The organism is Streptomyces sp. NPDC008121 (genome assembly GCF_042957155.1).
Lineage (GTDB): Bacteria > Actinomycetota > Actinomycetes > Streptomycetales > Streptomycetaceae > Streptomyces.
Genome location: NZ_JBIBHT010000001.1, coordinates 241431 through 264293 on the forward strand (window position 1 = coordinate 241431; position 22863 = coordinate 264293).

Here is a 22863-nt window from a genome sequence, read left to right on the forward strand (position 1 = left end):
GCGCCTCACCACGCGGGGCCGACGAGCGCCAGGCCTCCCGCCCGCCTCGCGGCACCCCGCCTGGACGACCGCGCCGCCCGCCCGCCCGCCTCGCGACACCCGCCCGAACGACCGCGTCCGCCGTCGGCGGGCGCGGGGCGTGACGGGGCGGCGCGGTAGAGTTGCCGGGGCGAGAGCGGCCCGACACGGTCCGCCGCCGCCCCGAGAACTCCGTCGAACGCCGGGCCCGAAGACGTCCCCGGCCGTGATCCGAACCCCGCGGGAGAGAGCGTGCGCGAGCCCATGCCGCACGGCACCGCCGCCTGTCCGCCGTGACACCCCTCGCCCGGACGCGGGCCCGGCCGTGACGTGAGCCCCCTCAGGCTCCCGCACCGCCTCCGCCCCGTCCCCGTGCGACGTCCGGTGTGACGTCCGGCCCGCCCCGGCGGGCCGTTCGCGGTGTCCGGCCCGGCCCCCGCGTCCTCCCCCTGCGTACCGCCCGCCCGCCGGAGCGGAACGCACCCGAGCCCGACAGGTCCTGCGCTCCGTTGTCCTCCGCCGCACCGCCCGCTCCGTCGTCCCCGCCCCCCTCCCCCGCGCCCCCCGCCGGCCGACCGCGCGTCCTGCGCCCGCCGTGGCTGAACGATCCGAAGGTGTGGCGCACCGAGGTGCTGGCCGGCCTGGTGGTCGGGCTGGCGCTGATCCCGGAGGCGATCTCCTTCTCGATCATCGCCGGTGTCGACCCCGCGATCGGCCTCTTCGCCTCCTTCACAATGGCCGTGGTCATCTCCGTCGTCGGCGGCCGCCGGGCCATGATCTCCGCCGCCACGGGAGCGGTGGCGCTGGTCATCGCCCCGTTGAACCGCGAGCACGGCCTCGGCCACCTCGTCGCCGCCGTGATACTCGCCGGGATCTTCCAGATCGCCCTCGGGGCGCTGGGTGTGGCGAAGCTGATGCGGTTCATTCCCCGCTCGGTGATGGTCGGGTTCGTCAACTCCCTGTCGATCCTGGTGTTCATCACCCAGATCCCCGAGATGCGGGACGTCCCTTGGGCGGTCTATCCGCTGGTCGCGGGCGGGCTGGCGATGATGGTGTTCTTCCCGAGGATCACCACCGTGGTCCCGGCGCCGCTGGTCTCCATCGTCATCCTGACCTCGATCACCGTCGCGGCCGGGATCGCGGTGCCGACCGTCGGCGACCGGGGCGCCCTGCCGTCGTCGCTGCCGGTGCCCGGTCTGCCCGATGTGCCGTTCACCCTGGACACCCTGACCACGATCGCGCCCTACGCCTTCGCCATGGCCCTCGTCGGTCTGATGGAGTCGTTGATGACGGCCAAGCTGGTCGACGAGATCACCGACACCCGCTCCAGCAAGACCCGTGAGTCCGTCGGCCAGGGCATCGCCAACATCGTCACCGGCTTCTTCGGCGGCATGGGCGGCTGCGCCATGATCGGCCAGACCATGATCAACGTGAAGGTCTCCGGCGCCCGCACCCGGCTCTCCACCTTCCTGGCCGGTGTGTTCCTGCTGGTGCTGTGCATCGTCTTCGGCCCCGTCGTCTCCGAGATCCCGATGGCGGCCCTGGTCGCCGTCATGATCATGGTGTCGGTCGCCACCTTCGACTGGCACTCGATCGCGCCCCGGACCCTCCGGCGGATGCCGGCGGGCGAGCTCCTCGTCATGTTCGTGACCGTCGCGGTCGTCATCGGCACGCACAACCTCGCCATCGGCGTCGTCGTCGGTTCCGTGACGGCGATGGTCGTCTTCGCCCGTCGGGTCGCCCACTTCGCCGAGGTCACCTCGGTCGTGGACGCCGACGGCACCACGGTGGTCTACCGGGTCACGGGACAGTTGTTCTTCGCGTCCTCCAACGACCTCGTCGGGCAGTTCGACTACGCGAACGATCCCGACAGGGTCGTCATCGACTTGAGCGCCGCGCAGATCTGGGACGCCTCCTCCGTGGCGACGCTCGACGCTATCGAGACCGCCTACGGCCGCCGCGGCAAGACCGTCGAGATCACCGGGCTCGACGGCCGCAGCGCCGTGCTCCACGGCCGCCTCAGCGGCGAACTCACGAGTCCCTGACCGGTCGGGACGCCGAGGGGCCGTCCACGAGGGCGCGGGTGAGGGTCATCAGCCGTTCGCGGGCCTCCGGATCGTACGCCTGTTCGTGGGCGCGGGCGTCCGTGAACCGGTCGAAGTAGCGTCCGGTGGTGTCGGCGAGTTCGGGGTCGAGAACCAGCCGCACGGTCGGGCGTACGCCTTCCTCGACGCCGGTCAGCGGCATGAGGCCGTACGCGCGCACCCCGGCGGTGTCCATGAGGTGCGCGGGGTGGAGCGCGTTCACCGTGACGCCGGTGCCCTTAAGCTCCGTCGCCAGCTCGAAGGTCGCCATGATCATCGCGAGCTTGCTGCGGCAGTAGGCGCGGAGCCCTTCGTAGCCCTCGTCGAGCATGACGTCGTCGAAGTCGATGCGCTCCTGCCCGAGGGAGGCGATGTTGACCACCCGGGCGGGGGCGGAGACCGTGAGGAGGGGGAGGAGGGCGCGGGTCAGCGCGTACGGCGCGAGGTGGTTGACGGCGAACCGCAGCTCGTACCCCTGGGCGCTCCATTCCCGGCGCAGGGGGTCGGCTCCGCCTCCCGCGACGGCGTTGTGGACGAGGGCGTCGAGGCGGGTCTCGCCGGCGCGGACCCGGTCGGCCAGCTCGCGGACCTGGGTCAGGTCCGCGAGGTCGGCGCGGTAGGTGCGGACGGTGGCGTCCGGGTGGGCGGTCCGGACCGCGTCGGCGACGGCGGCGAGACGGGTGGAGTCGCGGCCGTGCAGCAGGACGGTGTGGCCACGGGAGGCGAGGTCGAGGGCGATCCCGCGGCCGAGGCCCTGGGTGGTTCCGGTGATGAGGACGGTACGTCGGTTCATGGCGCCGATCCTGTCCGGTGGGGCACGCGGCTGGGGAGCGGGTGGTGATCCTGGTGTCGGCACCACCAGGCGACGGGCCGCGCGCGGTCAGGCGGGGTGGCCCGGAGAGAAGTGCGTGACGTCGCCGAGACGGAGGAGGGCCGGCCGCGAGTGGCCGGGAGGGGCGGAGGGGCCCGTCGTGACCGGTGCGAGCAGGAAGCCGACGTGGTCACCGCCCGCGAAGTGGTCATCCACCCGGCCGGTGAACCAGGCGGGCGCCTCGGAGAGCACGGGCGCCCCGCCCGGCCCGGCCTCCCAGGGGACGCGCGCGAACTTGTCGACGCTGTCCCCGGTCTCTTCGCCGAAGAGGCGCGCCGTCTCCTCCTGGTCGCGGCGCAGGACGTGGACCGCGAGATGGGTGGCCCGGCACGCGACGCGGTACGTACGGTTCTCCCGCGACAGCCAGACCATGAAGCGTGCCGGGCCGATCGAGCACTGCGAGGCGAATCCGACGAGGCAGCCGGAGCGCTCCCCGTCGTCCGCGGCCGCCGCCGTCACCACGTACATCGGATAGTCGAGCACCGCCGTGAAGGGGTCCAGATCCGCCGCGTCCGCTTGGACCGCGTCCGTGTCGGACATGCCCGCATGGGGTACGTCCGGTCGCTCGGGGTCGCCTGGGGGTTCCATGACAGGCGCCTGCCCGGGACGGCGGAAGGTACACGGGGCACCGGCCCGGCCGCCGGATCAAGGGCGTCCTGGGCCCGCCTCGGTGCCGTGGGCGCCGGCCAGGCCGAGATCGCCGGCGCTCGGCGGGGTGAAGGAGCGGGCCACGTCCTCGTCGGTGACCGCGGAGAGCGCGGGCGGCGACCATCGGGGCGCGCGGTCCTTGTCGATCACCTGGGCCCGGATGCCCTCCACGAGGTCGGGCGAGGAGAGGGCCGCGCAGGAGAGCCTGAACTCCATGTCCAGCACGGCTTCCAGGGAGTCGAGGCGGCGCGCGCGGCGGAGGGCGGCGAGGGTCACCTTGAGCGCGGTCGGCGACTTGGCCAGCAGCGTGGCCGCCGTCTCCTTCGCCTCGGGCACGCCGCTGTCGACGAGCCGGTCGATGATCTCCTCCACCGTGTCGGCGGCGTAGCAGGCGTCGATCCAGGGGCGCTGGGCCGCCAGCCGTCCGCCGGCTTCGGCCGCGCCGGCCGCTTCCGGTGCCCGCGCCGCTGCCGTGTACGGCGCCAACGCTTCGGAGACGGGGGTACGGGTGAGCTCGGCCGCGAGTCGGGGCAGGTCACGGGAGTGTACGACATGGTCCGCGAGACCGGTCAGCAGCGCGTCCGCGGCGCCCACCGGGGCGCCGGTCAGCGCGAGGTGGGTGCCCAGTTCGCCCGGCGCCCGGCTCAGGAGATACGTACCGCCGACGTCGGGCACGAAGCCGATGCCCGTCTCCGGCATCGCCACGCGGGAGCGTTCGGTGACGACGCGGACGGAGCCGTGCGCCGAGACGCCGACTCCGCCGCCCATCACGATGCCGTCCATGAACGCCACGTACGGCTTGCGGAACCTTGCGATGTGGGCGTTGAGGCGGTATTCGTCGCGCCAGAACCCGACCGACGCGGAGCCGCCCCGGCGGGCGTCGTCGTGGATGGCCCGGATGTCCCCGCCGGCGCACAACCCCCGCTCCCCCGCGCCTTCGATGACGACGGTCTCGACGGCCGGGTCGTCCTCCCAGGCGGTCAGGGCCTCGTCGATGCGGAGCACCATGGGATGGGTGAGGGCGTTGAGGGCGCGCGGCCGGTTCAGCGTGACGAAAGCGGCGCGGCCTTCGGTGCGGAGCAGCACCTGCGGCTCGTCGGTCGCCGTCATCGCGGGGGCTCCACCGGGCGGTGGGCGTCGAAGGCTCGCATGTTCCCGTCTCTTCCGTCCGGAACGATCTTCCGACCACCGTAGCCGCTGGGGCCCGTCCGTCACAGGGGTCGACTCCGCTCGCGCCCTTGAGCAGCAGCCCCGTCAGAGGGTGGCGTCGTCGGAGATCTCCGCCCAGACCGTCTTGTCGCGCCCCGAGAACCGGACGCCCCAGCCGTCGGTCAGGCTGGCGGAGATGTGCAGGCCGCGTCCGCCCTCGTCGTTCGCCTTGGCGTGGCGCAGGTGCGGGGCGGTGAGGGCGCCGTCGCTGACTTCGCAGGTGAGCGTGTGCTCGCCCTTGATGAGACGCAGGGTGATGGGCTCGGCGCCGTAACGGAGGGCATTGGTGAGCAGCTCGCTGACCACGAGTTCCACGGCGTACGGGTCGACGTCCGTCCCCCATTCGCGCACGCGCCGCCCGACGTCCCGGCGGGTGCGGCCGATCGCGGAGGCGTCGGCCGGGACGTCCCAGCGCGCCAGTTCCCCATCCGGCAGGTGCCGTGTGCGGGCGACGAGCAGGACCGCGTCGGGGGCGAGCAGCTTCTCGACCTCGTCGGCCATCCGCTCGGGGCCGCGGTCCGGGTGCGAGAGCGCCTGGACCAACAGCTCCAGGGAAGGGCCGGACCCGGCCGCGGCGTCGGCGGAGGCCAGACAGAGCGTGCTGCCCTCCGGGAGGGTGAACTCGGCGTTGGCGAAGGGCGGTCCGTCGGCGCCGAGGAGGGGGCCGCTGGGCAGGGGGACGGGGTCGACCGTGCCGTTCGGCCGGACGACGGCGAAGAGCGACGTGCCCGCCCGGGCGACCTCGATCCGCCCGCTGACCGGATCGTGGACCACGAAGGTGCAGCTCGCGGTGGGCTCTTCGACGCCGGGCAGCTTGCCCTGTTCGCGGGCGAGACGGAGCGTGGTGGCGTGCAGCCGCGCGAGGAGTTCGTGGGGGTCGAGGTCGAGCGTGCTGAGGCTGTGGACGGCGGTCCTCAGCTGGCTCATCGTCGCGACGGCGCTCATGCCCGGCTGTTCGACCTGCCCCACCACGAGGCCCGCCCGCGCGCCCGGCAGGGGGATGACGTCGAACCAGGAGCCGGCTCCGGTGCCGCCCGGCCGGTGCCGCTGGGCGACCTCGAAGGCGCGCTGCGTCGCCTTCTCCTGCCGCAGCGGCCACCCCTGGAGAGCGGTCATGACGACGTGCTCCCGGGTGAAGCGGAGGGCGTTCTCCATGCAGGTCGCGGTGTGGGCGGCGATCTGGTCGACGAGCGCCAGGTCGTCCCGCTCGAACGCCTCGGCGCGGGCCGGCCGTTCGAAGGCGGCGACGCCGAAGACCTGGCCGCGTACCGTGAGCGGCGCCACCAGCGTCTGCCGCCCTGCGGCCCAGGACGGGCCGGGGGCGGGGGCGGGCGCGGGGGCGGGGGCGGGCGCGGCTTCGGCCTCCGGGCCGGACCGAGTGACGGCTTCGGCCTCCGGGCCGGACCGAGTGACGGCTTCGGCCTCCGGGCCGGACCGAGTGACGGCTTCGGCCTCCGGGCCGGGCCGGGTTCCGGAATCGGTGTCCGACCCGGTCCCGGACGCAGTCCCGGCATCGGTCCCCGCCCCGGTGCCGTTCTCCGGGCCGGTCCCGGTGTCGGCCCCCGGGCCGGTCCCGGTGTCGGCCAGCAGGACCGACCTGTCCGGGAGCGGGGAGCCGAAGAGGCCGGGGAGCAGGACCGCGCCGGCCGCCGGCGGCCCGCAGTCGGCGTGCTCCCCCGCCGTCGCCGCACAGCGCAGCAGCGGCAGGCCCTCCTCCGGCAGCAGTTCCGGTTCCTGGCCGCGCAGGACGGGGTCCGCGAGCGCGACGATCGCCGAGTCCGCGAACCCCGGGACCATCACGTCGACCAGCTCCTGTGCGGTGCGCAGCACGTCCAGGCTGTTCCCGATCCGCTCGTGGACGGAGTGCAGGAGGCGCAGCCGCGCCTGGGCGCGCTCCCGGCGGGTGACGTCGACCGCGGTCGCCACCACCCCGAGCGGCAGGCCCGACCGGTCGTGGATCCGGTAGGCGGAGGTCGAGAACACGTGGAGCCTGTCCGGGTCGGCGGGCGGGTGGCCGTGGATGAGCACCTCCTGACGCGGGCGTCCGGTGGCCAGCACGTCACGGAGGGTGTCCTCGGGGACGTCGAAGTGGTACGGCGCGTACGCCTCGCCGACGGGGCGGCCCAGGATCTCCTCCTCGGGGATGCCGCGCATGCCGACGGCCACGGCGTTCACGCGCAGGATGCGCAGATCAGGGCCGAGGACGTGCAGCCCCACCGACGACTGGGTGAAGACGGCTTCCAGGACGGCCTCGTCCAGCCCGCTGGGAAGGTCGCCCCGGCCTACCGGGTCGCCCGCGCCGACGGACACGCCGTCCCCGACCGCGGACGCGCCTTCGTCGGCGACCCAGACCCCCCACTCCGGCGCGCCGCCGGACCGCTCCGGAAGGGGTGCGACGCGCCAGCTCCGCGGCGGCGCGGCTCCGGCCAGCGCCTCCACGCCGGCCGTCCCGAGGGCCTGTTCCGCCGTGTGCCCGAACAGGCGTCGGGCGTCGGCGCTCCAGCGCAGCACCAGGCCACGGTCGTCCATGACGAACAGCGGTTCCGTGGAGGGCGGCATGGACACCTCGTCTCGTCGCGCCACAGGCGTCCGCCGGGACCGGAGGGTGGGCCGCCCGTGGCCACGGTGGGCGTACAGTCCCTGCGACTCTTCCACCGCCTCGGACGGGCCGCCATCTCCGCGCGTCCGAACGCGCCCGGCCGTCCCGCCGCCGGACCGGGGCCCGCGGCGGCCACCTCCCTCAGAGCCAGCCGTTGCGCCGGAAGCTGCGGTGGAGCAGGAAACACGCCACGGCCATCGCCCCGACGACGAGGGGGTAGCCGTAGGTCCAGCGCAGTTCGGGCATGTGATCGAAGTTCATGCCGTACACGCCGCACACCATGGTGGGTACGGCGATGATGGCCGCCCACGCCGTGATCTTCCGCATGTCCTCGTTCTGCGCGACGGTCACCTGCGCGAGGTGGGCCTGGAGGATCGAGTCGAGGAGCGCGTCGAAGGAGGTGATCTGCTCGGTGATCCGGGACAGGTGGTCGGCGACGTCGCGGAAGTACGGCTGGATGTCCGGGCCCACGAGCGGCAGCGGGCGGGCGGCCAGCATCTGCAGCGGGCGGTCCAGCGGGGTCACGGCCCGCTTGAGCTCCAGGAGCTCGCGCTTGAGCTGGTAGACGCGGCCGGCGTCGCCTCGGGACGCCTGCTCGCTGAAGACGGCGGTCTCGACGGCGTCGATGTCGTCCTGCACGGCGTCGGCCACCGCCAGATAGTCGTCCACGACGTGGTCGGCTATGGCGTACAGCACCGCCGCGGGGCCCTTGGCGAGCTGTTCGGGGTCGGCTTCCAGCGCCTCCCGGAGCGGGCCGAGGGAGCCGTGCCGGCCGTGCCGGACGGTGATGACGAAGTCGGCGCCCGCGAAGACCATCAGCTCGCCGGTGTCCACGACCTCGCTGGTGGCGGTCAGCTCCTCGTGCTCGACGTAGCGGACGGTCTTGAACACGGCGAACAGCGTGTCGTCGTACCGTTCGAGTTTGGGCCGCTGGTGGGCGTGGACGGCGTCCTCGACGGCGAGCGGATGCAGTCCGAACAGCTCTGCGAGGCCGGCGAGTTCCTCCACGGACGGCTCGTGCAGGCCGATCCAGACGAATCCGTCACCCGAGCTGCGGACGCGGCGCACCGCCTCGGGGGCGGCGCAGGCACCCTTCTGGCGCGCGCCGTCCTCGTACAGCACGCAGTTGACCACGGCGCTGCCCAGCGGCGAGCGCGCGGGGTGGCTCAGGTCGACGGTCCGCCGGTAGGCCCGACGGACGGTACGCCGGAGGTTGCGGATGAGCGGCACGGTGGACTCCTCGGAACGATCGGCGGCCAGTGTGCCATCGATCGGCAGCCTCCCACCTGCCCGTCCTTCCCCCACACGACACCACGGCCGCCCGGATCGCGTGGCCGCGCGCGAGGCGCCGCCCCTCGGCTCGCGACCTCGGCCTAGACTCCCGCCCATGGAGATCGCGTCCGCCACCGTCGTCGAGGACCTGGCGCCCACCGGGGTGCTGCGGGCCTCGATCAATCTGGGCAATCCCGTGCTGGCCCACGGCACGCCCGAGGCGCCGGGCGGCGTCACGGTGGACCTCGCCCGTGAGGTCGCGGCCCGGCTGGGGGTGCCGGTAGAGCTTCTCTGCTTCGACGCGGCCCGCCGGTCGTACGAGGCGATGGTGTCGGGCCGCGCCGACCTCTGCTTCCTCGCCGTGGATCCGGCGCGGGAGGCCGAGGTCGCCTTCACCGCGCCGTACGTCGTGATCGAGGGCGTGTACGCCGTCCCCCAGGACTCCCCCCTCGTCACGGTCGACGACGTCGACCGTCCCGGGGTGCGCGTCGGGGTGAAGCGCGGGTCCGCCTACGACCTCCATCTCAGCCGTACACTGCGGCACGCGAGCGTCGTCCGCGGGGAGGACGGGGTGGACGCGTTCCGTGCCGAGGGTCTAGGGGGTGTCTTGTCGATCAGGCCGGATCAGGGAGCGGTGTCCGGTGCCGTGGATCGCAAGGCGGAGGAGGGAGTCGATGCGGAGCATCGACGACCGACGACAACGCGGCGAGGCACGGTGCCGGGCGCCGCGACCCCGGCAAGATCGACAAGACACCCCCTGGAAGTCGCGGCCGGGATCCGGCAGCCGATGACGGAGTTCGTCGCGGCGCGTCCTGATCTGCGGCTGATCGAGGGGCGTTTCATGCGGATCCGGCAGGCGGTGGGCACGACCGCCGGTCGCCGCCCGGAGTCGGTCCTGTTCCTGCGGGAGCTGGTGGAGGAGCTGCGGCGCGACGGCTTCGTGGCCGACGCCCTCCGTCGGGCCGGGCAGTCCGACACATTGGTCGCGCCTCCACTCGGCTGACCCAGGGCCGGGGTGCGGGGTGCGGGGTGCGACGCCCAGACGCACGCGTCCCCGCCCCAAGACGCCCTGCCCGCACGGAAGCTGACGTCCGCGCGCCCGCCCCGCGGCACTGACAAATGTCATGTGGTTTCCCCGCACAAGATCCTGCCGAAGGAGGAGGCCGGGCGTCCGTCGCCGACGTGAGGATGGTGAGCGGCGCGCACAGGCTCGTGCGCCGCATCGACCACACCGCACCGACCGAACGGGGAACGTTCATGACCTCGACCCCTCACGCCCGGCCCTTAACGCGCCGGTCCCGCACCCGTCTGGCCACCGTGGCGCCCCTCGCCGCCCTGGCCCTCTCCCTGGGTGTGCTGCCCGCGCACGCGTCGGCGGACGCCCGCGCCTCCGTCGGCACGACCGCCCCGGGCCTCACGGCCTTCGGCGCGGCCGCCTCCGCTCAGCGTCCCGCGCTGGACCGGAAGGCGCTGCGCGCGTCGTTGGACGCGTTCCACACGGCCGGGATGTACGGCGCCTACTCGTCGGTCCGTGACGGATCCGCGCGGTGGGACGGCGCCACCGGTGTCGCCGACGTGGCCACCGGACGGCCGACGCGGCCCGGTTACGAGCACCGGATCGGCAGCGTCACCAAGACCTTCACCGCCGTCGCGGTCCTCCAGCAGGTCGCCGCCGGGCGCGTCGACCTGGACGCCCCGATCGGCCGCTATCTCCCCGATGTCGTTCCGGGAGAGCGCGGACGGCTGGTCACCGTACGGATGCTCCTGAACCACACCAGCGGCATCGCCGACTACGTCCTGCCGGCCTTCCCCGGCATCCTCGAGGACCCGGGCAGGACCCTCGACGCGAACCGCTTCCGGCACGTCGCCCCGGAGGAGCTCGCCCGCCTGGGGCTCGCGGCGCAGCCCGTCGCGGAGCGGGGGACGCACGCGTACGCCAACACCAACTACATCCTGGCCGGACTGCTCCTGAAGCGGGTCACGGGCCAGGAGCCCGAGGCGTACATCACCCGCCACGTCATACGCAAGGCGGGCCTGCGCCACACGTACTTCCCGCGCTCGCCGTACATCCGCGGGCCGCACTCCAGGATGTACGAGTCGATGTTCGGCCTCATCGAACCCGCCCGCGACTACAGCGTGTACGACATGTCGTGGGCCGGCGCCGCAGGCGCCATGGTCTCGACGACGAGCGATCTGAACGACTTCTACCGCAAGCTGCTCGGCGGCAAGCTGCTCGGCCCGGCCGAGCTGCGCGCGATGAAGACGACCGTCCCCGGCTACGAACCGGAACCGGGGCAGGAGGCCCTGCTGCGCTACGGCCTGGGCATCTACACGATGCGGCTGCCGAACGGCGGATGGTTCTGGGGCCACGACGGCGGCGTCTTCGGCGCCGGGACCTGGGCCCTGTCCACGGAGGACGGCCGCCGACAGGTCTCCATCGGCTACAACCTGATGAAGCACCAGCGCTTCGACGCCGAGGGCCGCCCGTTGCCCGACCCCGTCGGCGACGCGCTGTACGCGTACGTCGACGGTGCCCTCGCGACCCCGCCCACGCCCGCCGGAGCCGCCGCGTCGCCACAGCGCGAACAGGTGCGGGCACCTCGGCACCTCCCGCTGGTCGACGGCCCGCTCGCCTGGCAGCACCTGCGCGGCGGGGCCACGCCTCAGCGCTGACCCAACGCCCGGCGCCCCGCCCGGGCAGGGAAAGGCTTCAGGGGCGGGTGTTCCAGCCGGCGACGACGGGGAGGGAGTGTTCGGTGGACAGGCGGCTGACCGTGCCGGTCTCCAAGAGGAACAGCCGTCCTTCCTCGGGCGGCAGGCCAAGGTAGCGGGCGGTGAGGACGCGCAGCACGTGGGCGTGGGCGACCAGCACGGCGTCGCCGCCCGAGGCGTGGGTCGCCGCGGCCGCCCGGGCCAGGACGCGGTCGGCGCGCGCGCCCACCTGCGCGGCGTTCTCGCCGGGGTGGTCGGGAGGGCCGTCGGGTACGCCGTCGGTCCACAGCGACCACTCCGGCCGGGTCCGCCGGATGTCGGGGGTGGTGAGCCCTTCGTAGGCGCCGTAGTCCCACTCGCAGAGGTCGGGGTCGGCGACGGCCGGGGTCAGCCCGGCGAGTTCGGCCGTGTGCGCGGCCCGGCGCAGGGTGCTGGTCAGGACGACGGCGACGGCGCGGCCGGCGAAGTACGGGGCGAGCGTGGTGGCCTGGTGTTCGCCCTTCGGGGTGAGGGGGATGTCCGTGCGCCCGGTGTGACGACCGGTGGCGCTCCACTCGGTCTCGCCGTGGCGCACCAGCAGTAGATCGCCCATGACGGCATGGCCTCCTCGGTTCCCTCTCGACACGGCCGGTCCGCACATCCTGCGGCCCGGACGCCGGGCGCGTGCCTCCGACACGCGCCCGGCGCCTGAGCAGGTCCGGGCGGGCCGACGGGTCTCGGCTTCCCGGGCCGTGTCCGAGGCCCCGACCGGCCGGAGCCGGCACCGGTCTCCTGCCAGCCGTCGCCAGGCGCCACGGCCGGATGAGCCGCGGGAGGCCCGGCGTCCTCGCGCCCCTTACGGAGCGCCGTCCCCCGTCCGGTCGCTCGCGAGCAGGGACTCCTCGTCGATGAGGGCCGTGGAGCCCGGGCCGGTGCACGCGTGGGCGCCCGCCACCGCACCCAGGCGGGCGCAGTCCAGGACGTCGCGGCCGGCGAGCCTGCCGTAGAGGAAGCCGGCGACGAACGCGTCGCCCGCGCCGTTGGAGTCCACCACCGGCGCCGACGGTGCCACCGCCGGGATGTGACGGGGGGGTGGAGCCGCCGTCCCGGGTGAGGACGTGGGAGCCGTCGGCGCCGGCCGTGGCGATCACCGTCCCGGCCCGGCCCTCGCGGAGGATGTCCCGCATCAGCGCGTCGACGCCGTCGCCGGCCCCCGCCGCGCTGAGGAAGACGAGATCGGAGCGCAGCGCGAACTCCCGGTGGTGCTCGGCCAGTCCGTCCCAGTCGTGGAGGTCCGTGGAGACCGGGACACCGAGGTCCTCGATGTCGTCGTAGAGGAACCGTGTGAAGTTCATGATGGAGAGGTGGACGTGGCGCGTGCCGCGCAGCCGGGGGAGGTAGAAGTCCCTCGGCATCCGCAGGTCGTCGGGGTCGCGCGCGTCGTAGAACGACATCCGGCGACCCGTCGCGTCGACCAGGTTCACGGCCCGTCGGGTTCCGGCGGGCGAGATCAGCGGATGGAACTCCACCCCGCCCTTGGTCAGTCGCTCCCGCACCAGCGTGCCGATCCAGTCGTCGCCGACGCAGTCGAGCATCGCCACGCGCAGGCCGAGCGCCCGGGCACCGAGGGCCACGTTCCCTCCCGTGTGTCCGGCCCACTCCTCGATCGGTCCGACGTGGACCGAGTCGGCGAGGGGGACCGGCAGGGAGTCGACACGGACGAGGGTGTCCACGCCGCCGCCACCGACCACGAGCACGTCGTACGCCGCGTTCCGTCGCATCACATGCGTCTGCCTCTCTGCTCCCGCCGCCGCCCAGTATGGCGCCCGGCGGCCGAGCCCTGCCGGGGTTCGCCGCGCGCACGGGGAAGTTCTGCCTTCCGCGAGAATCGGACATAGGGTGCTTTTCGGCGACGTGCCGCCGCCCCACCGGACACCCCGGGGCGGGCAGCCCGAGGCGGCCGCCCCCTCATGTCGGAAGGGACTCGATGCACCCCCACCTCAGTACCCCCGTCCTGGCCCGGCTGCGCGAGCCGCGACCGTACCCGGCGCTGTCGATCGTCATGCCCACGCACCGCCGCGAGCCCGACGCCGCCCAGGATCCGGTCCGGCTGCGCAATCTCGTCGCCGAGGCCCGGGAGCGCCTGCGCGCGGACCCGGACGTCACCCGTGAACGGCGCCTGGACGTGGAGGCGCAGCTGGACGCGGCCCTCGCCGAGGTCGACCCCGCACACGCCGAGGACGCCCTGGTCCTCTTCGCCGCCCCCGGCGAGCACCATGTGTGGACCCTGCCGCGCGCCGTGCCGGAGCGGGTCGTCCTCTCGGACACGTTCCTGACCCGCAACCTCGTCGCCGCGCGCACACTCGACCGGCCGTACTGGGTCCTGGTGGTCGCGGCCGACCGGGTGTCCCTGTGGAGCGGTGCGGGTGAGCGGCTCACCGAGCGGTCCGACGACACCTTCCCCGCGACCCGGAGCCCCGGCGACGCGGACGTGCAGCGCGAGGAGCGCGTCGGCGACGTCCCCGGCACCTACCAGGACGAGCGGACACGTCAGTTCCTGCGCGAGGCGGATTCCGCGACGGTGATGGCGCTGGACGCCGACCCCCGGCCGCTGTACGTGGTCGGGGACGTCGCCGCCCTCTCGCTCCTCGCCGAGGTCGGCACCGTCGCCAAGCACGCGCTTGCCACGGTCACGCACGGCGGCCTCGCGGCGGGCCCGGCCGCCGCCGTACGCGACGCGGTCGCGCCGGCGGTCGAGGAGCAGTCGCGGCACGAGGTGGAGTCGGTTTTGGGCCAACTGGACCGGGGGCGCAGCCAGAAGACCTTCGCGGGCGGTCTCGACGAGGTCTGGCGGGGCGTGTCCGGGAGCCGGGTGGGGCTGCTGGCCGTGGAGGACACCTTCCGGGCGACGGTACGGGACCACGCCGGCCATCTCGAACCCGCCGCGGTGGGCGAGGCGGACGCCCGGGAGGACATCGTGGACGAGATCGTCGAGCGGGCGCTGGCCTCCGGCGCCCGGGTGCGGTTCGTCCCCGACGGCACGCTCTCGGCGGCGGGGCGCATCGCGAGCGTCCTGCGCTACTGAGCCCACACGGCGGGGCCCGGCGGCTCGACGGCCGCCGGCCCCCGGGCCCCGCATCGCCGAGCCGCACCCCACCCCGTCACACGCCCACCGATTCCGAGCCGCGCGCCGCCCCGCTCCACCTCCGCCGATTGCGAAGGCGCACCCGCCGAGGGGCGCCGCCGGGCCGCGCCCCCTCCTGCTCCGACGCGCCCGGGTCCCGCTCCCCCTCGCGTCGGCGGCCCGAATGGCTCAGGATGAGGGGATGCGTGCGCCTCCGTGGATGCCGGTCCTTCGCGGTGTGGCCTGCGTCTGCGCGGTGTTGTGCGTGGTGATCGTCGCCGCCACGGCGACGGCCCGCGGCACCGTCCTGAACGCGGGCTTCCACCGGGACGTCCTGGCCAGGGAGCGGGCGTACGACCGGTTGTACGACGAGGTGCTCGTCGACCCCGACCTGACGCCCGTCACCCGTGAGCTGCTGGGGCGGCTCCCGGTCAACGAGGCCGTGCTGACGTCCAACCTGAAGACGGTCCTGCCGCCCGAGACCCTCCGGGCGCTGACCGACGAGCAGATCGCGCATCTGATCGAGTATCTGCGGGGCGACCGGGACGCCCTGACGCTCTCCGCCGATCTGAGGCCCGTCGTGGACAACCTCGGCCATCTCACCCAGACGTACTTCGGCGATCTCGTCGCCTCCCTCCAGGAGAGGCCCGCTCCGGACTTCCCCGCCTTCCTGCGCGAACTCGACGCCTCCCTCGCGCAGGTGGCGGCCGGGGAGCCGCCGGCCGGGCTGCCGAAGCTGTCGCTGACCTCCGCTCAGGCGGCGACCGCCTCCGACGCCCTGCTCCGGTTCGTCCCCGAGGGGCGGCGCGAGGCCCTGCGTCCCGAGGTCGAGCTCGCCCTGCGCGACGGTGACGTGGCGACGGCCCTGGCGTCCGTAGGGCCCGCGGTCTTCTCCGACCGGACGCGCGAGGCCGTCGAGCGGGTGCGTACGGCCGCCGACAACGGAAGCTGGAACATCACGGCCGACCTCGAACGCGGGGACGGTTCCCTCGACACCGTGCACCGGATCCGCGGCGCCACCCACCTCACCCTCGGGGTGATGGAGCCGCTGGCGGCGCTGCTGGGCGCCGCGGCGCTCGCCGCGCTCTGGTTCACCGGACCCGACTCCCTGGCGCGGCGCCTGCGCCACCTGGGGTGGACGCTTGCGGCGGGCGGCATCCTGACCGCGCTCGCGGTGGCCGTCCTGAGCCTGGCCGCCGGCGGACGGGTCGTCACTCCCCCGCCGTCCTGGCCGGATTCGCTCTCCCGGCTCGTCGACGACATCCAGAGCACCGCGCTCGACCGGGTCCTCTCCGGAGCGGTGACGGCCGCGCTGGTCGCGCTGGCCGCCGGAGCCACGGTCCTGGCCCTGGGGCTGGCGGTCCAGCGCCGCCCGGTGCTGGAGGTGGCGCGCCGGGCGTCGGTCTGGTCGGCGGCCGGGGTGACGGCGGTGGCGCTCAGCGGTGTGGCGCTGGTCCCGCTCGCCTTCGCCGGGGGCGGGTCACGGGTCTGCCAGGGGGACGCGCGGCTGTGCGACCTGCGGTACGACGAGGTCGCCCAGCTCACCTCGCACAACGCCATGTCGACGACCGCGGACCGGTTCATCGGCCCGCTCCAGGACCCTGACGTCACCGGCCAGCTCAACGCGGGCGTACGGGCGCTGCAGCTCGACACGTACCGCTGGGAGCGGCCCGAGGAGGTGACGGCCCGGCTGGCCGAGTCGGACTTCCCGCCGGAGACCCGGCAGCGGATCGTCGACGCCGTCACGCGGTTCAATCCGCCGCGGCCGGGCCTGTGGCTGTGCCACTCCGTCTGCCGGGCGGGGGCGGTGGAGCTGGTGCCCGCCCTGCGGCGGATCGGGGACTGGCTGCGCGCGCATCCGACCGAGGTCGTCACCCTCGTCGTGCAGGACTCCGTCGGCGGCGCGGACACCGAGGCGGCCTTCCGCGAGGCGGGTCTCGAGGATCTGCTCCACACGCCCGACCGGGACCCGGACCGGCGCTGGCCGACGCTCGGCGACATGATCGACTCCGGGCGCAGACTCGTCGTGTTCGCCGAGCGCGGCGACGGCCCGGCGCCCTGGTACCGCAACTTCTACGACTACGCCATGGAGACGCCGTACGCCTTCCGCGACCCGGCGGAGATGTCCTGCGTGCCGCACCGCGGGGGCACGGACAAGCGGCTCTTCCTGCTGAACCACTTCGTCACGATCGACGGGGGCAGCCGCCTTGACGCGGCGCGGGTGAACGCGCGCGACAGCGTCCTGGACCGGGCGCACGCGTGCGAACGCGCGCGCGGCAGACCCGTCACCTTCGTGGCCGTCGACTACGTGACGATCGGCGAGGCGCGGGCCGCGGTGGACGCGCTGAACGCCGAGCGGATCGAGGGCTCCTGATCCCACGTCCAGGCGGCTCCTGACCCGGGGGTCCGTGGGCGGACCTCGGCGTGGCGGTCCGGCGCCGCATCCGACGCGCGGGAAATGATCCCGGTATGAGTGAGAAGTCTGTCATCGTCGGCTTCGACGGTTCCGAGCACAGTCTGCGGGCCCTCGAGTGGGCGCTGAGCGCGGCCCGGGGGTTCGGCGCGCCGCTCGTGGTCGCCCATGTGCGCTCGGACGCGTTGCAGCTCGGTGCCGCCCGGATCGCGTCGCTGGGCGAGTCTCCCGAGATCCGCGACGCGGTCACCGACGGCGTCCACGCGTGGATCGAGGAGCGGGGCGGTGTGGTCGAGGACGAGGAGTGGGCCGGCGGCGGCCGGGCGGCGGGTGGGAAGCAGGTGGGGGAGCCGGGGGGCGGGGGTGTGCCCGTGCGGTACGTGTCGCTCGACGGTTCGGTGACGGACGCGCTGCTGGCCGAGGCGCGTGGCGCGCGTCTGTTGGTGGTCGGTTCGCGGGGGCGGGGTGGCTTCGCGACTCTGCTGCTCGGGTCGACCAGCCGGGCGTTGGCGTCGGCGTCGGCCTGTCCGGTGGTGGTGGTGCCGCACGAGGCGCGTGCGCTGTCGTTGGAGAGCGGCGCGGAGGCGGGGCGGATCCTGGTGGGTGTGCACCCGGAGGAGACCTCGGACGAGGTGATCGGTTTCGCCTTCGAGGCGGCCCGGCAGCGGGGTGTGGGGCTGGAGGTGGTGACGGCGTACCGCCTGCCGCCGTCTCCGGTGATGCTGATCGGGCCGCCGGCCCCGGCCTTGCAGGTGCCGCCGCCGCTTCCGGTGGACGACACACCGGAGTTGGTGCGGGAGACGGTCGAGCGGCAGCGGGAGCGGTTGTCGCCGTTCACCGGGCGGTATCCGGAGGTGCAGGTGGTGCCTTCGGTCGTGCCGGCGGACGCCGCGGGGCGGCTCGTCGAGGGGTCGCGGAGCGCGGGTCTGGTGGTGGTGGGGCGGCATCGCGGTCACCGGGTGGAGTCGCTGCTGATGGGGTCGGTGGCGCATGCGGTGCTGCATCACGCGCACTGTCCGGTGGCGGTGGTCCCGCCGGCTCCCGCGCCCTGAGGACGGGAGGGCCTGGCGCCCGGGGGGCTCGGCGTCCGGCCGGCCGCGTGTGGGGGCTGGTGATGCGGCTGGGCCGGAGGCCATTTTGCGCAGCACCTTAGTGGGCCGCGGGCCGGATGCGGGAGGCAATGGCGAGAACTCGTCACCGGGTGCACGGAGTCGCCGTTCCACCACGGGGAAGTCGATACGTTCGTCCTCGGCGTTCCCGATCTTGAGGAGTGTGGACGTGCCGCCCGAGCCCGCCCGTCGTCCGGCGTCCACGGACGACTATCTGTTCTCGTTCGTCGACCGCGAGAGGGAGCTGGCCGAGCGGACCGGACATCCGCCGGTCCCCCTCGGTGTCGGCGACTGCGATCTGCCGACCCCTCCCCACATCGTCGAGGCGATGCGCAGGGCGGCCCGGGACCCGGCGCGGCACCGCCAGCCGCCGTGCCGGGGCGCGCGTCTGCTGCGGGAGGCGGCGAGCGGTTTCCTGTCCCGGCGCTTCGGTGTCGCCGCCGACCCGGACAGCGAGGTGCAGGTGACCCTCGGCAGCCGGGAGGCCATGGCCCATCTGGCGCTCGCTTATCTGGACTGGGACGACGTGGTCCTCGTTCCGGATCCCGCCTATCCCGTGTACGCCACCTGGGCGAGGTTCTGCGGGGCGGAGGTGGTGCGGGTGCCGTTGCGGGAAGGGCACGGCTTCCTGCCGGATTTGGACGCCATCCCCGCGGACACGGCGCGCCGGGCCAAGCTGTTCTGGATCTGCTATCCCAACAACCCCACGGGAGCGGTGGCGCCCCGGGCGTTCTTCGACGAGCTGGCCCGCTTCGCGCTCCGTCACGACATCCTGGTGGCCTCCGACGCGGCGTACAGCGAGATCTACTACGACACCGCGCCCCCGCCGTCGTTCCTGGGCTCCCCCGGGGCCATGGAGTGCGGGATCGAGTTCCACTCGCTGTCCCCGGCCTACCGGATGCCGGGCCGCAGGGTGGGATTCGTGGCCGGCAACCCGCACGCCGTCGGGGCCCTGCGGGCGGTGAAGAAGCACGCCGAGGCCGGCAGGCTCGGCACCGTCCAGCACGCCGCGGTCACCGCGCTCACCGACACCACGGGCTATCCGGACCGGCTGCGAGACGTCTACCGCGCGCGGATGAACCTGCTCTGCGACGGTCTCGAGGCGGCCGGCCTGGAGGTGCTGCGCCCCCGCGCGGCGGTGTACGCCCTGGTCCGCACACCCGGGGGCGCGTCGAGCGAGTGGTTCTCCGAGGAACTGCTCCACCGCGCGGGCGTGTCCACCATCCCCGGTACGGCGTTCGGGCCGGGCGGAGAGGGATTCGTCCGCCTGACGGTTTGCGCCAGCACGGAACAGCTCACCGAGGCGGTCCAGCGGATCGCGGCCGCGCGTCTCGCCGGCTGAGCCGGCTGCCCGGCCGGCCCTCCAGCACTCCCTCCCTCCCCCTCCCCTCCACCCGGGGGGGTGGGCGGCACCCGCACAGCAAGCGCTTTCTAAAGATCCTGCGCGAAGCATTGACGTACCCTCACCGGCCCCCTAGCTTCAACGCATTGCACTTCGTACGTCATATATGAGACGCGATACATGAGATCTGAGAGTGCGTCATGGCCTTCGCCCCCAGCCCCATCCCGTCCCGCACCCAGTTCGTCCTGGAGGCGATCAAACACGACATCCTCACCGGCGGCCTGAGCCCCGGCCAGGCCCTGGTGGAGACCGAACTCGCCGCACGTTTCGGGGTGTCGAAGACCCCCGTGCGCGAGGCCCTGAAGACGCTCGCCGGCAGCGGACTCGTCGTGATGAGCCAGTACAAGGGCGTGACCGTCCGGATGGTCGACGCCGACATGGCCCGCGAGGTCTACGACGTCCGGCTGCTCCTGGAGCCCGAGGCGGTGCGCCGCACCGTCGCCGCGAGCGCACCGCTCGACGCGGCCGCGGACGCGCTGCGCAGGGCGGCCACCGCCCAGGACCCGGCCGAACGCTCCCTGGCCAACCGGGACTTCCACCGCGCGCTCTACCTCCCCTGCGGCAATCCGCTGCTCGGCCGGATGCTCGACGAGGTCCGCGACCAGGCCGCCCTCGTGTCCACCGTCGCCTGGGCCGCCGAACCCTCCTGGGAGCGCGAGGCGGCCGAGCACCAGGAGATCCTGCGGCTGGCCGCCGCCGGCGACGTCGCCGGCGCGGGCCGGGCGGTCCACGCCCACATCGCCTCCTTCGTCGAGCGCGCCTTCCCCCAGGAGACCCAGTGACCATGACGTTCGAGCCCCTGAGGGACGCCCTCGCCGATGTCGTGGCCATCCCCGTCACCCCCTTCACCGCCGAGGGCGGACTCGACACCGAGGCCCACCGCGCGCTGCTGCGCCGGCTCCTCGACGCCGGCGTGCGCACCCTCACCCCCAACGGCAACACCGGCGAGTTCTACGCCCTGACCCCCGAAGAGCGCCGCCGGGTCACGGAGTTGACAGTCGAGGAGGCGGGCGACCGCGGCGTGGTCCTGGTCGGGGTCGGCCATGACGTGCCGACGGCGGTCGAGGCGGCCCGGCACGCGAGGGACACCGGCGCGCGGATGCTGATGGTGCACCAGCCGGTCCATCCGTACGTCTCCGAGGCGGGCTGGGTCGACTACCACCGGGCCATCGCCGAGGCCGTGCCGGAGCTCGGCGTCGTCCCGTACATCCGCAGTCCGCTGCTGAGCGGCGCCCGGCTCGCGGAGCTCGGCGAGGCGTGCCCCAACGTCATCGGGGTGAAGTACGCCGTCGCGGACTCCACGCACTTCGCCGGTTTCGCGCGGGACGCGGGTCTCGACCGTTTCGTCTGGGTGGCGGGCCTCGCCGAGCCCTATGCCCCCGCCTACTTCGCGTGCGGCGCGACCGGCTTCACCTCCGGTCTGGTCAACGTCTCCCCCGCCGTCTCCCTCGAGCTGCTGCACGCGCTGCGGGCCGGCGACTATCCGGCCGCGATGAAGGTGTGGGAGCGGATCCGCCGCTTCGAGGAGCTGCGGGCGGCCGACGGCAGCGCCGACAACGTCACCGTCGTCAAGGAGGCGCTCGCCTCGCTGGGCCTGTGCCGCCGCGACATCCGGCCGCCGAGCCGGGAACTGCCCCCGTCCGCGCGGGCCGAGGTCGCCGCGATAGCCGCCGGGTGGCCGGTATGAGCCGCCGCCCCGAGGAGCTGCGCAGCCACCAGTGGTACGGCACGGACGGGCTGCGCTCGTTCAGCCACCGGGCCCGCACCCGCCAGCTCGGTTACCTCCCCGAGGAGCACCTGGGCAAGCCGGTCGTCGCGATCCTCAACACCTGGTCCGACATCAATCCCTGCCACGTCCATCTGCGCGACCGCGCGCAGGCGGTGAAGCGGGGGGTCTGGCAGGCCGGCGGCTTCCCGCTGGAGTTCCCGGTCTCCACGCTCTCGGAGACGTTCCAGAAACCGACGCCGATGCTGTACCGCAATCTGCTGGCGATGGAGACCGAGGAGCTGCTGCGGTCCTATCCCGTCGACGGCGCCGTGCTGCTCGGCGGCTGCGACAAGTCGACGCCCGCGCTGCTGATGGGCGCCGCGTCGGTGGACCTGCCGGCGGTCTTCGTGCCCGCCGGGCCGATGCTGCCGGGGCACTGGCGGGGCGAGACCCTCGGCTCCGGCACGGACATGTGGAAGTACTGGGACGACAAGCGGGCGGGCCTGATCGGCGACTGCGAGATGGCCGAGCTGGAGAACGGTCTGGCCCGCTCCCCCGGTCACTGCATGACGATGGGGACGGCCTCCACCCTCACGGCGGCGGCCGAGACGCTCGGCGTGACGGTGCCCGGGGCCTCGTCCATCCCGGCGGTCGACTCCGGCCACGACCGGATGGCAGCGGCCTCCGGGATGCGGATCGTCGAGCTCGTACGGCAGGACCTGCGGCTGTCGCGAATCCTCACCCGGGAGGCGTACGAGGACGCGGTGGCGGCCGTCCTGGCGCTCGGCGGCTCGACGAACGCGGTGATCCATCTGATCGCCATGGCCGGCCGCTCGGGGGTACGGCTGACCCTGGACGACTTCGACCGCATCGCCCGCACGGTGCCGGTGCTGGCCGATCTCCGCCCCGGCGGGCGGTATCTGATGGAGGACTTCCACTTCGCCGGCGGGATGCCCGGCTTCCTCTCCCGCCTCACCGACCTGCTCCACCTCGACCGGCCCACGGTCTCCCACGCCACCCTGCGCGAGCAGCTCGGCGGTGCGCCGGTCCACGACGACCGGGTCATCCGCCCGCGGGACCGTCCGCTCGCCGACGAGGGCGGGGTCGCGGTGCTCCGGGGCAACCTCTGCCCGGACGGTGCCGTCATCAAGCACATCGCCGCCGAGCCGCGTCTGTGGAAGCACACCGGTCCCGCGGTCGTCTTCGACGACTACCGCACCCTGCAGCGGACCATCGACGATCCCGCGCTCGGCATCACCGCGGACCACGTGCTGGTCCTGCGGGGCGCGGGGCCCAAGGGGGGCCCGGGCATGCCGGAGTACGGCATGCTGCCGATCCCCCGCCACCTCCTGGAGCAGGGGGTGCGGGACATGGTCCGGATCTCCGACGCCCGGATGAGCGGCACGAGCTACGGCGCCTGTGTGCTGCACGTGGCCCCCGAGTCGTACGTCGGCGGGCCGCTGGCCCTCGTCCGTACCGGCGACACGATCACCCTCGACGTGCCGGGCCGCTCCCTGCGGCTGGAGGTACCGGAGGAGGAGCTGGCGCGCCGGCGGGCGGAGTGGACGCCGCCGCCGGTCCGCTACGAACGCGGCTACGGAGCGCTGTACGCCGAGCAGATCACCCAGGCCGACACCGGCTGCGACTTCGCGTTCCTGGCACGGCCGGGCGCGACCCCGGACCCCTACGCGGGCTGACCCGCACCCCTGTCACAC

Annotated in this window: 16 protein-coding genes and 1 pseudogene; 10 read left to right on the top strand and 7 right to left on the bottom strand. The window is 73.8% G+C overall.

Annotated features, from left to right (window positions below; genetic code table 11):
- Positions 1-527: 527 nt before the first annotated feature.
- Complete coding sequence (locus ACFZBD_RS01055) at positions 528-2063, top strand: SulP family inorganic anion transporter (protein ID WP_391133249.1); 1536 nt, start codon at positions 528-530, stop codon at positions 2061-2063.
- On the opposite strand, the gene ACFZBD_RS01060 is transcribed toward ACFZBD_RS01055, so the two are convergent.
- The 5 genes from ACFZBD_RS01060 to corA all read right to left on the bottom strand — a co-directional run bounded on the left by ACFZBD_RS01060 (position 2050) and on the right by corA (position 8659).
- Positions 2050-2895: an SDR family NAD(P)-dependent oxidoreductase gene (locus ACFZBD_RS01060; protein WP_391133252.1), complete on the bottom strand. Its 846-nt coding sequence runs from the start codon at positions 2893-2895 to the stop codon at positions 2050-2052. The two genes, ACFZBD_RS01055 and ACFZBD_RS01060, sit on opposite strands and share 14 nt — an antisense overlap.
- Positions 2896-2982: 87 nt before the next feature.
- Positions 2983-3513 (bottom strand): flavin reductase, encoded by a 531-nt coding sequence (locus tag ACFZBD_RS01065; RefSeq protein WP_391133255.1) that lies wholly within the window; start codon positions 3511-3513, stop codon positions 2983-2985.
- Between the two features lie 105 nt (positions 3514-3618).
- Positions 3619-4731: a 3-hydroxyisobutyryl-CoA hydrolase gene (locus tag ACFZBD_RS01070; protein WP_391133258.1), complete on the bottom strand. Its 1113-nt coding sequence runs from the start codon at positions 4729-4731 to the stop codon at positions 3619-3621.
- Positions 4732-4875: 144 nt separating this feature from the next.
- A complete protein-coding gene (locus tag ACFZBD_RS01075; RefSeq protein WP_391133261.1) occupies positions 4876-7389 on the bottom strand; it encodes a SpoIIE family protein phosphatase in 2514 nt (837 codons plus the stop codon).
- A 181-nt stretch (positions 7390-7570) separates the two neighbouring features.
- Positions 7571-8659: a magnesium/cobalt transporter CorA gene (corA, locus tag ACFZBD_RS01080; protein ID WP_391133264.1), complete on the bottom strand. Its 1089-nt coding sequence runs from the start codon at positions 8657-8659 to the stop codon at positions 7571-7573.
- A 157-nt stretch (positions 8660-8816) separates the two neighbouring features.
- On the opposite strand from corA, the gene ACFZBD_RS01085 reads away from it, so the two are divergent.
- Complete coding sequence (locus ACFZBD_RS01085) at positions 8817-9704, top strand: transporter substrate-binding domain-containing protein (RefSeq protein WP_391133267.1); 888 nt, start codon at positions 8817-8819, stop codon at positions 9702-9704.
- Positions 9705-9958: 254 nt separating this feature from the next.
- Positions 9959-11374: a serine hydrolase gene (locus ACFZBD_RS01090; RefSeq protein ID WP_391133270.1), complete on the top strand. Its 1416-nt coding sequence runs from the start codon at positions 9959-9961 to the stop codon at positions 11372-11374.
- A 37-nt stretch (positions 11375-11411) separates the two neighbouring features.
- On the opposite strand, the gene ACFZBD_RS01095 is transcribed toward ACFZBD_RS01090, so the two are convergent.
- Positions 11412-12005: a histidine phosphatase family protein gene (locus tag ACFZBD_RS01095; RefSeq protein WP_391133273.1), complete on the bottom strand. Its 594-nt coding sequence runs from the start codon at positions 12003-12005 to the stop codon at positions 11412-11414.
- A 243-nt stretch (positions 12006-12248) separates the two neighbouring features.
- A pseudogene (locus ACFZBD_RS01100) lies at positions 12249-13173 on the bottom strand (carbohydrate kinase family protein).
- A gap of 206 nt (positions 13174-13379) precedes the next feature.
- Here ACFZBD_RS01100 and ACFZBD_RS01105 point away from each other — a divergent pair.
- The 7 genes from ACFZBD_RS01105 to araD all read left to right on the top strand — a co-directional run bounded on the left by ACFZBD_RS01105 (position 13380) and on the right by araD (position 22845).
- Positions 13380-14477: a chemotaxis protein gene (locus ACFZBD_RS01105; protein ID WP_391133276.1), complete on the top strand. Its 1098-nt coding sequence runs from the start codon at positions 13380-13382 to the stop codon at positions 14475-14477.
- Between the two features lie 241 nt (positions 14478-14718).
- Entirely contained in the window at positions 14719-16890 is a 2172-nt protein-coding gene (locus ACFZBD_RS01110) for a PI-PLC domain-containing protein (RefSeq protein WP_391133279.1), read from the top strand.
- 95 nt (positions 16891-16985) lie between these two features.
- Positions 16986-17981 carry a universal stress protein gene (locus tag ACFZBD_RS01115; protein WP_391133282.1) on the top strand — a complete coding sequence of 332 codons (996 nt, stop codon included), beginning with the start codon at positions 16986-16988 and terminating at the stop codon, positions 17979-17981.
- A gap of 226 nt (positions 17982-18207) precedes the next feature.
- A complete protein-coding gene (locus ACFZBD_RS01120; protein ID WP_391133285.1) occupies positions 18208-19380 on the top strand; it encodes an aminotransferase class I/II-fold pyridoxal phosphate-dependent enzyme in 1173 nt (390 codons plus the stop codon).
- Between the two features lie 200 nt (positions 19381-19580).
- Positions 19581-20222 carry an FCD domain-containing protein gene (locus ACFZBD_RS01125; RefSeq protein ID WP_391133288.1) on the top strand — a complete coding sequence of 214 codons (642 nt, stop codon included), beginning with the start codon at positions 19581-19583 and terminating at the stop codon, positions 20220-20222.
- Entirely contained in the window at positions 20219-21127 is a 909-nt protein-coding gene (locus tag ACFZBD_RS01130; RefSeq protein ID WP_391133290.1) for a dihydrodipicolinate synthase family protein, read from the top strand. Before ACFZBD_RS01125 ends, ACFZBD_RS01130 begins: the two co-directional genes overlap by 4 nt.
- Complete coding sequence (araD, locus tag ACFZBD_RS01135; protein ID WP_391133293.1) at positions 21124-22845, top strand: L-arabinonate dehydratase; 1722 nt, start codon at positions 21124-21126, stop codon at positions 22843-22845. The genes ACFZBD_RS01130 and araD overlap by 4 nt, the downstream gene beginning before the upstream one ends.
- Positions 22846-22863: the final 18 nt, after the last annotated feature.

Bases quoted from the DNA above. Each gene is read 5' to 3' on its own strand.
- ACFZBD_RS01060 (WP_391133252.1), bottom strand. From the start codon at position 2,895: ATGAACCGACGTACCGTCCTCATCACCGGAACCACCCAGGGCCTCGGC.
- ACFZBD_RS01065 (WP_391133255.1), bottom strand. From the start codon at position 3,513: ATGTCCGACACGGACGCGGTCCAAGCGGACGCGGCGGATCTGGACCCC.
- ACFZBD_RS01070 (WP_391133258.1), bottom strand. From the start codon at position 4,731: ATGACGGCGACCGACGAGCCGCAGGTGCTGCTCCGCACCGAAGGCCGC.
- ACFZBD_RS01075 (WP_391133261.1), bottom strand. From the start codon at position 7,389: ATGCCGCCCTCCACGGAACCGCTGTTCGTCATGGACGACCGTGGCCTG.
- ACFZBD_RS01085 (WP_391133267.1), top strand. From the start codon at position 8,817: ATGGAGATCGCGTCCGCCACCGTCGTCGAGGACCTGGCGCCCACCGGG.
- ACFZBD_RS01090 (WP_391133270.1), top strand. From the start codon at position 9,959: ATGACCTCGACCCCTCACGCCCGGCCCTTAACGCGCCGGTCCCGCACC.
- ACFZBD_RS01095 (WP_391133273.1), bottom strand. From the start codon at position 12,005: ATGGGCGATCTACTGCTGGTGCGCCACGGCGAGACCGAGTGGAGCGCC.
- ACFZBD_RS01105 (WP_391133276.1), top strand. From the start codon at position 13,380: ATGCACCCCCACCTCAGTACCCCCGTCCTGGCCCGGCTGCGCGAGCCG.
- ACFZBD_RS01110 (WP_391133279.1), top strand. From the start codon at position 14,719: ATGCGTGCGCCTCCGTGGATGCCGGTCCTTCGCGGTGTGGCCTGCGTC.
- ACFZBD_RS01115 (WP_391133282.1), top strand. From the start codon at position 16,986: ATGAGTGAGAAGTCTGTCATCGTCGGCTTCGACGGTTCCGAGCACAGT.
- ACFZBD_RS01125 (WP_391133288.1), top strand. From the start codon at position 19,581: ATGGCCTTCGCCCCCAGCCCCATCCCGTCCCGCACCCAGTTCGTCCTG.
- araD (WP_391133293.1), top strand. From the start codon at position 21,124: ATGAGCCGCCGCCCCGAGGAGCTGCGCAGCCACCAGTGGTACGGCACG.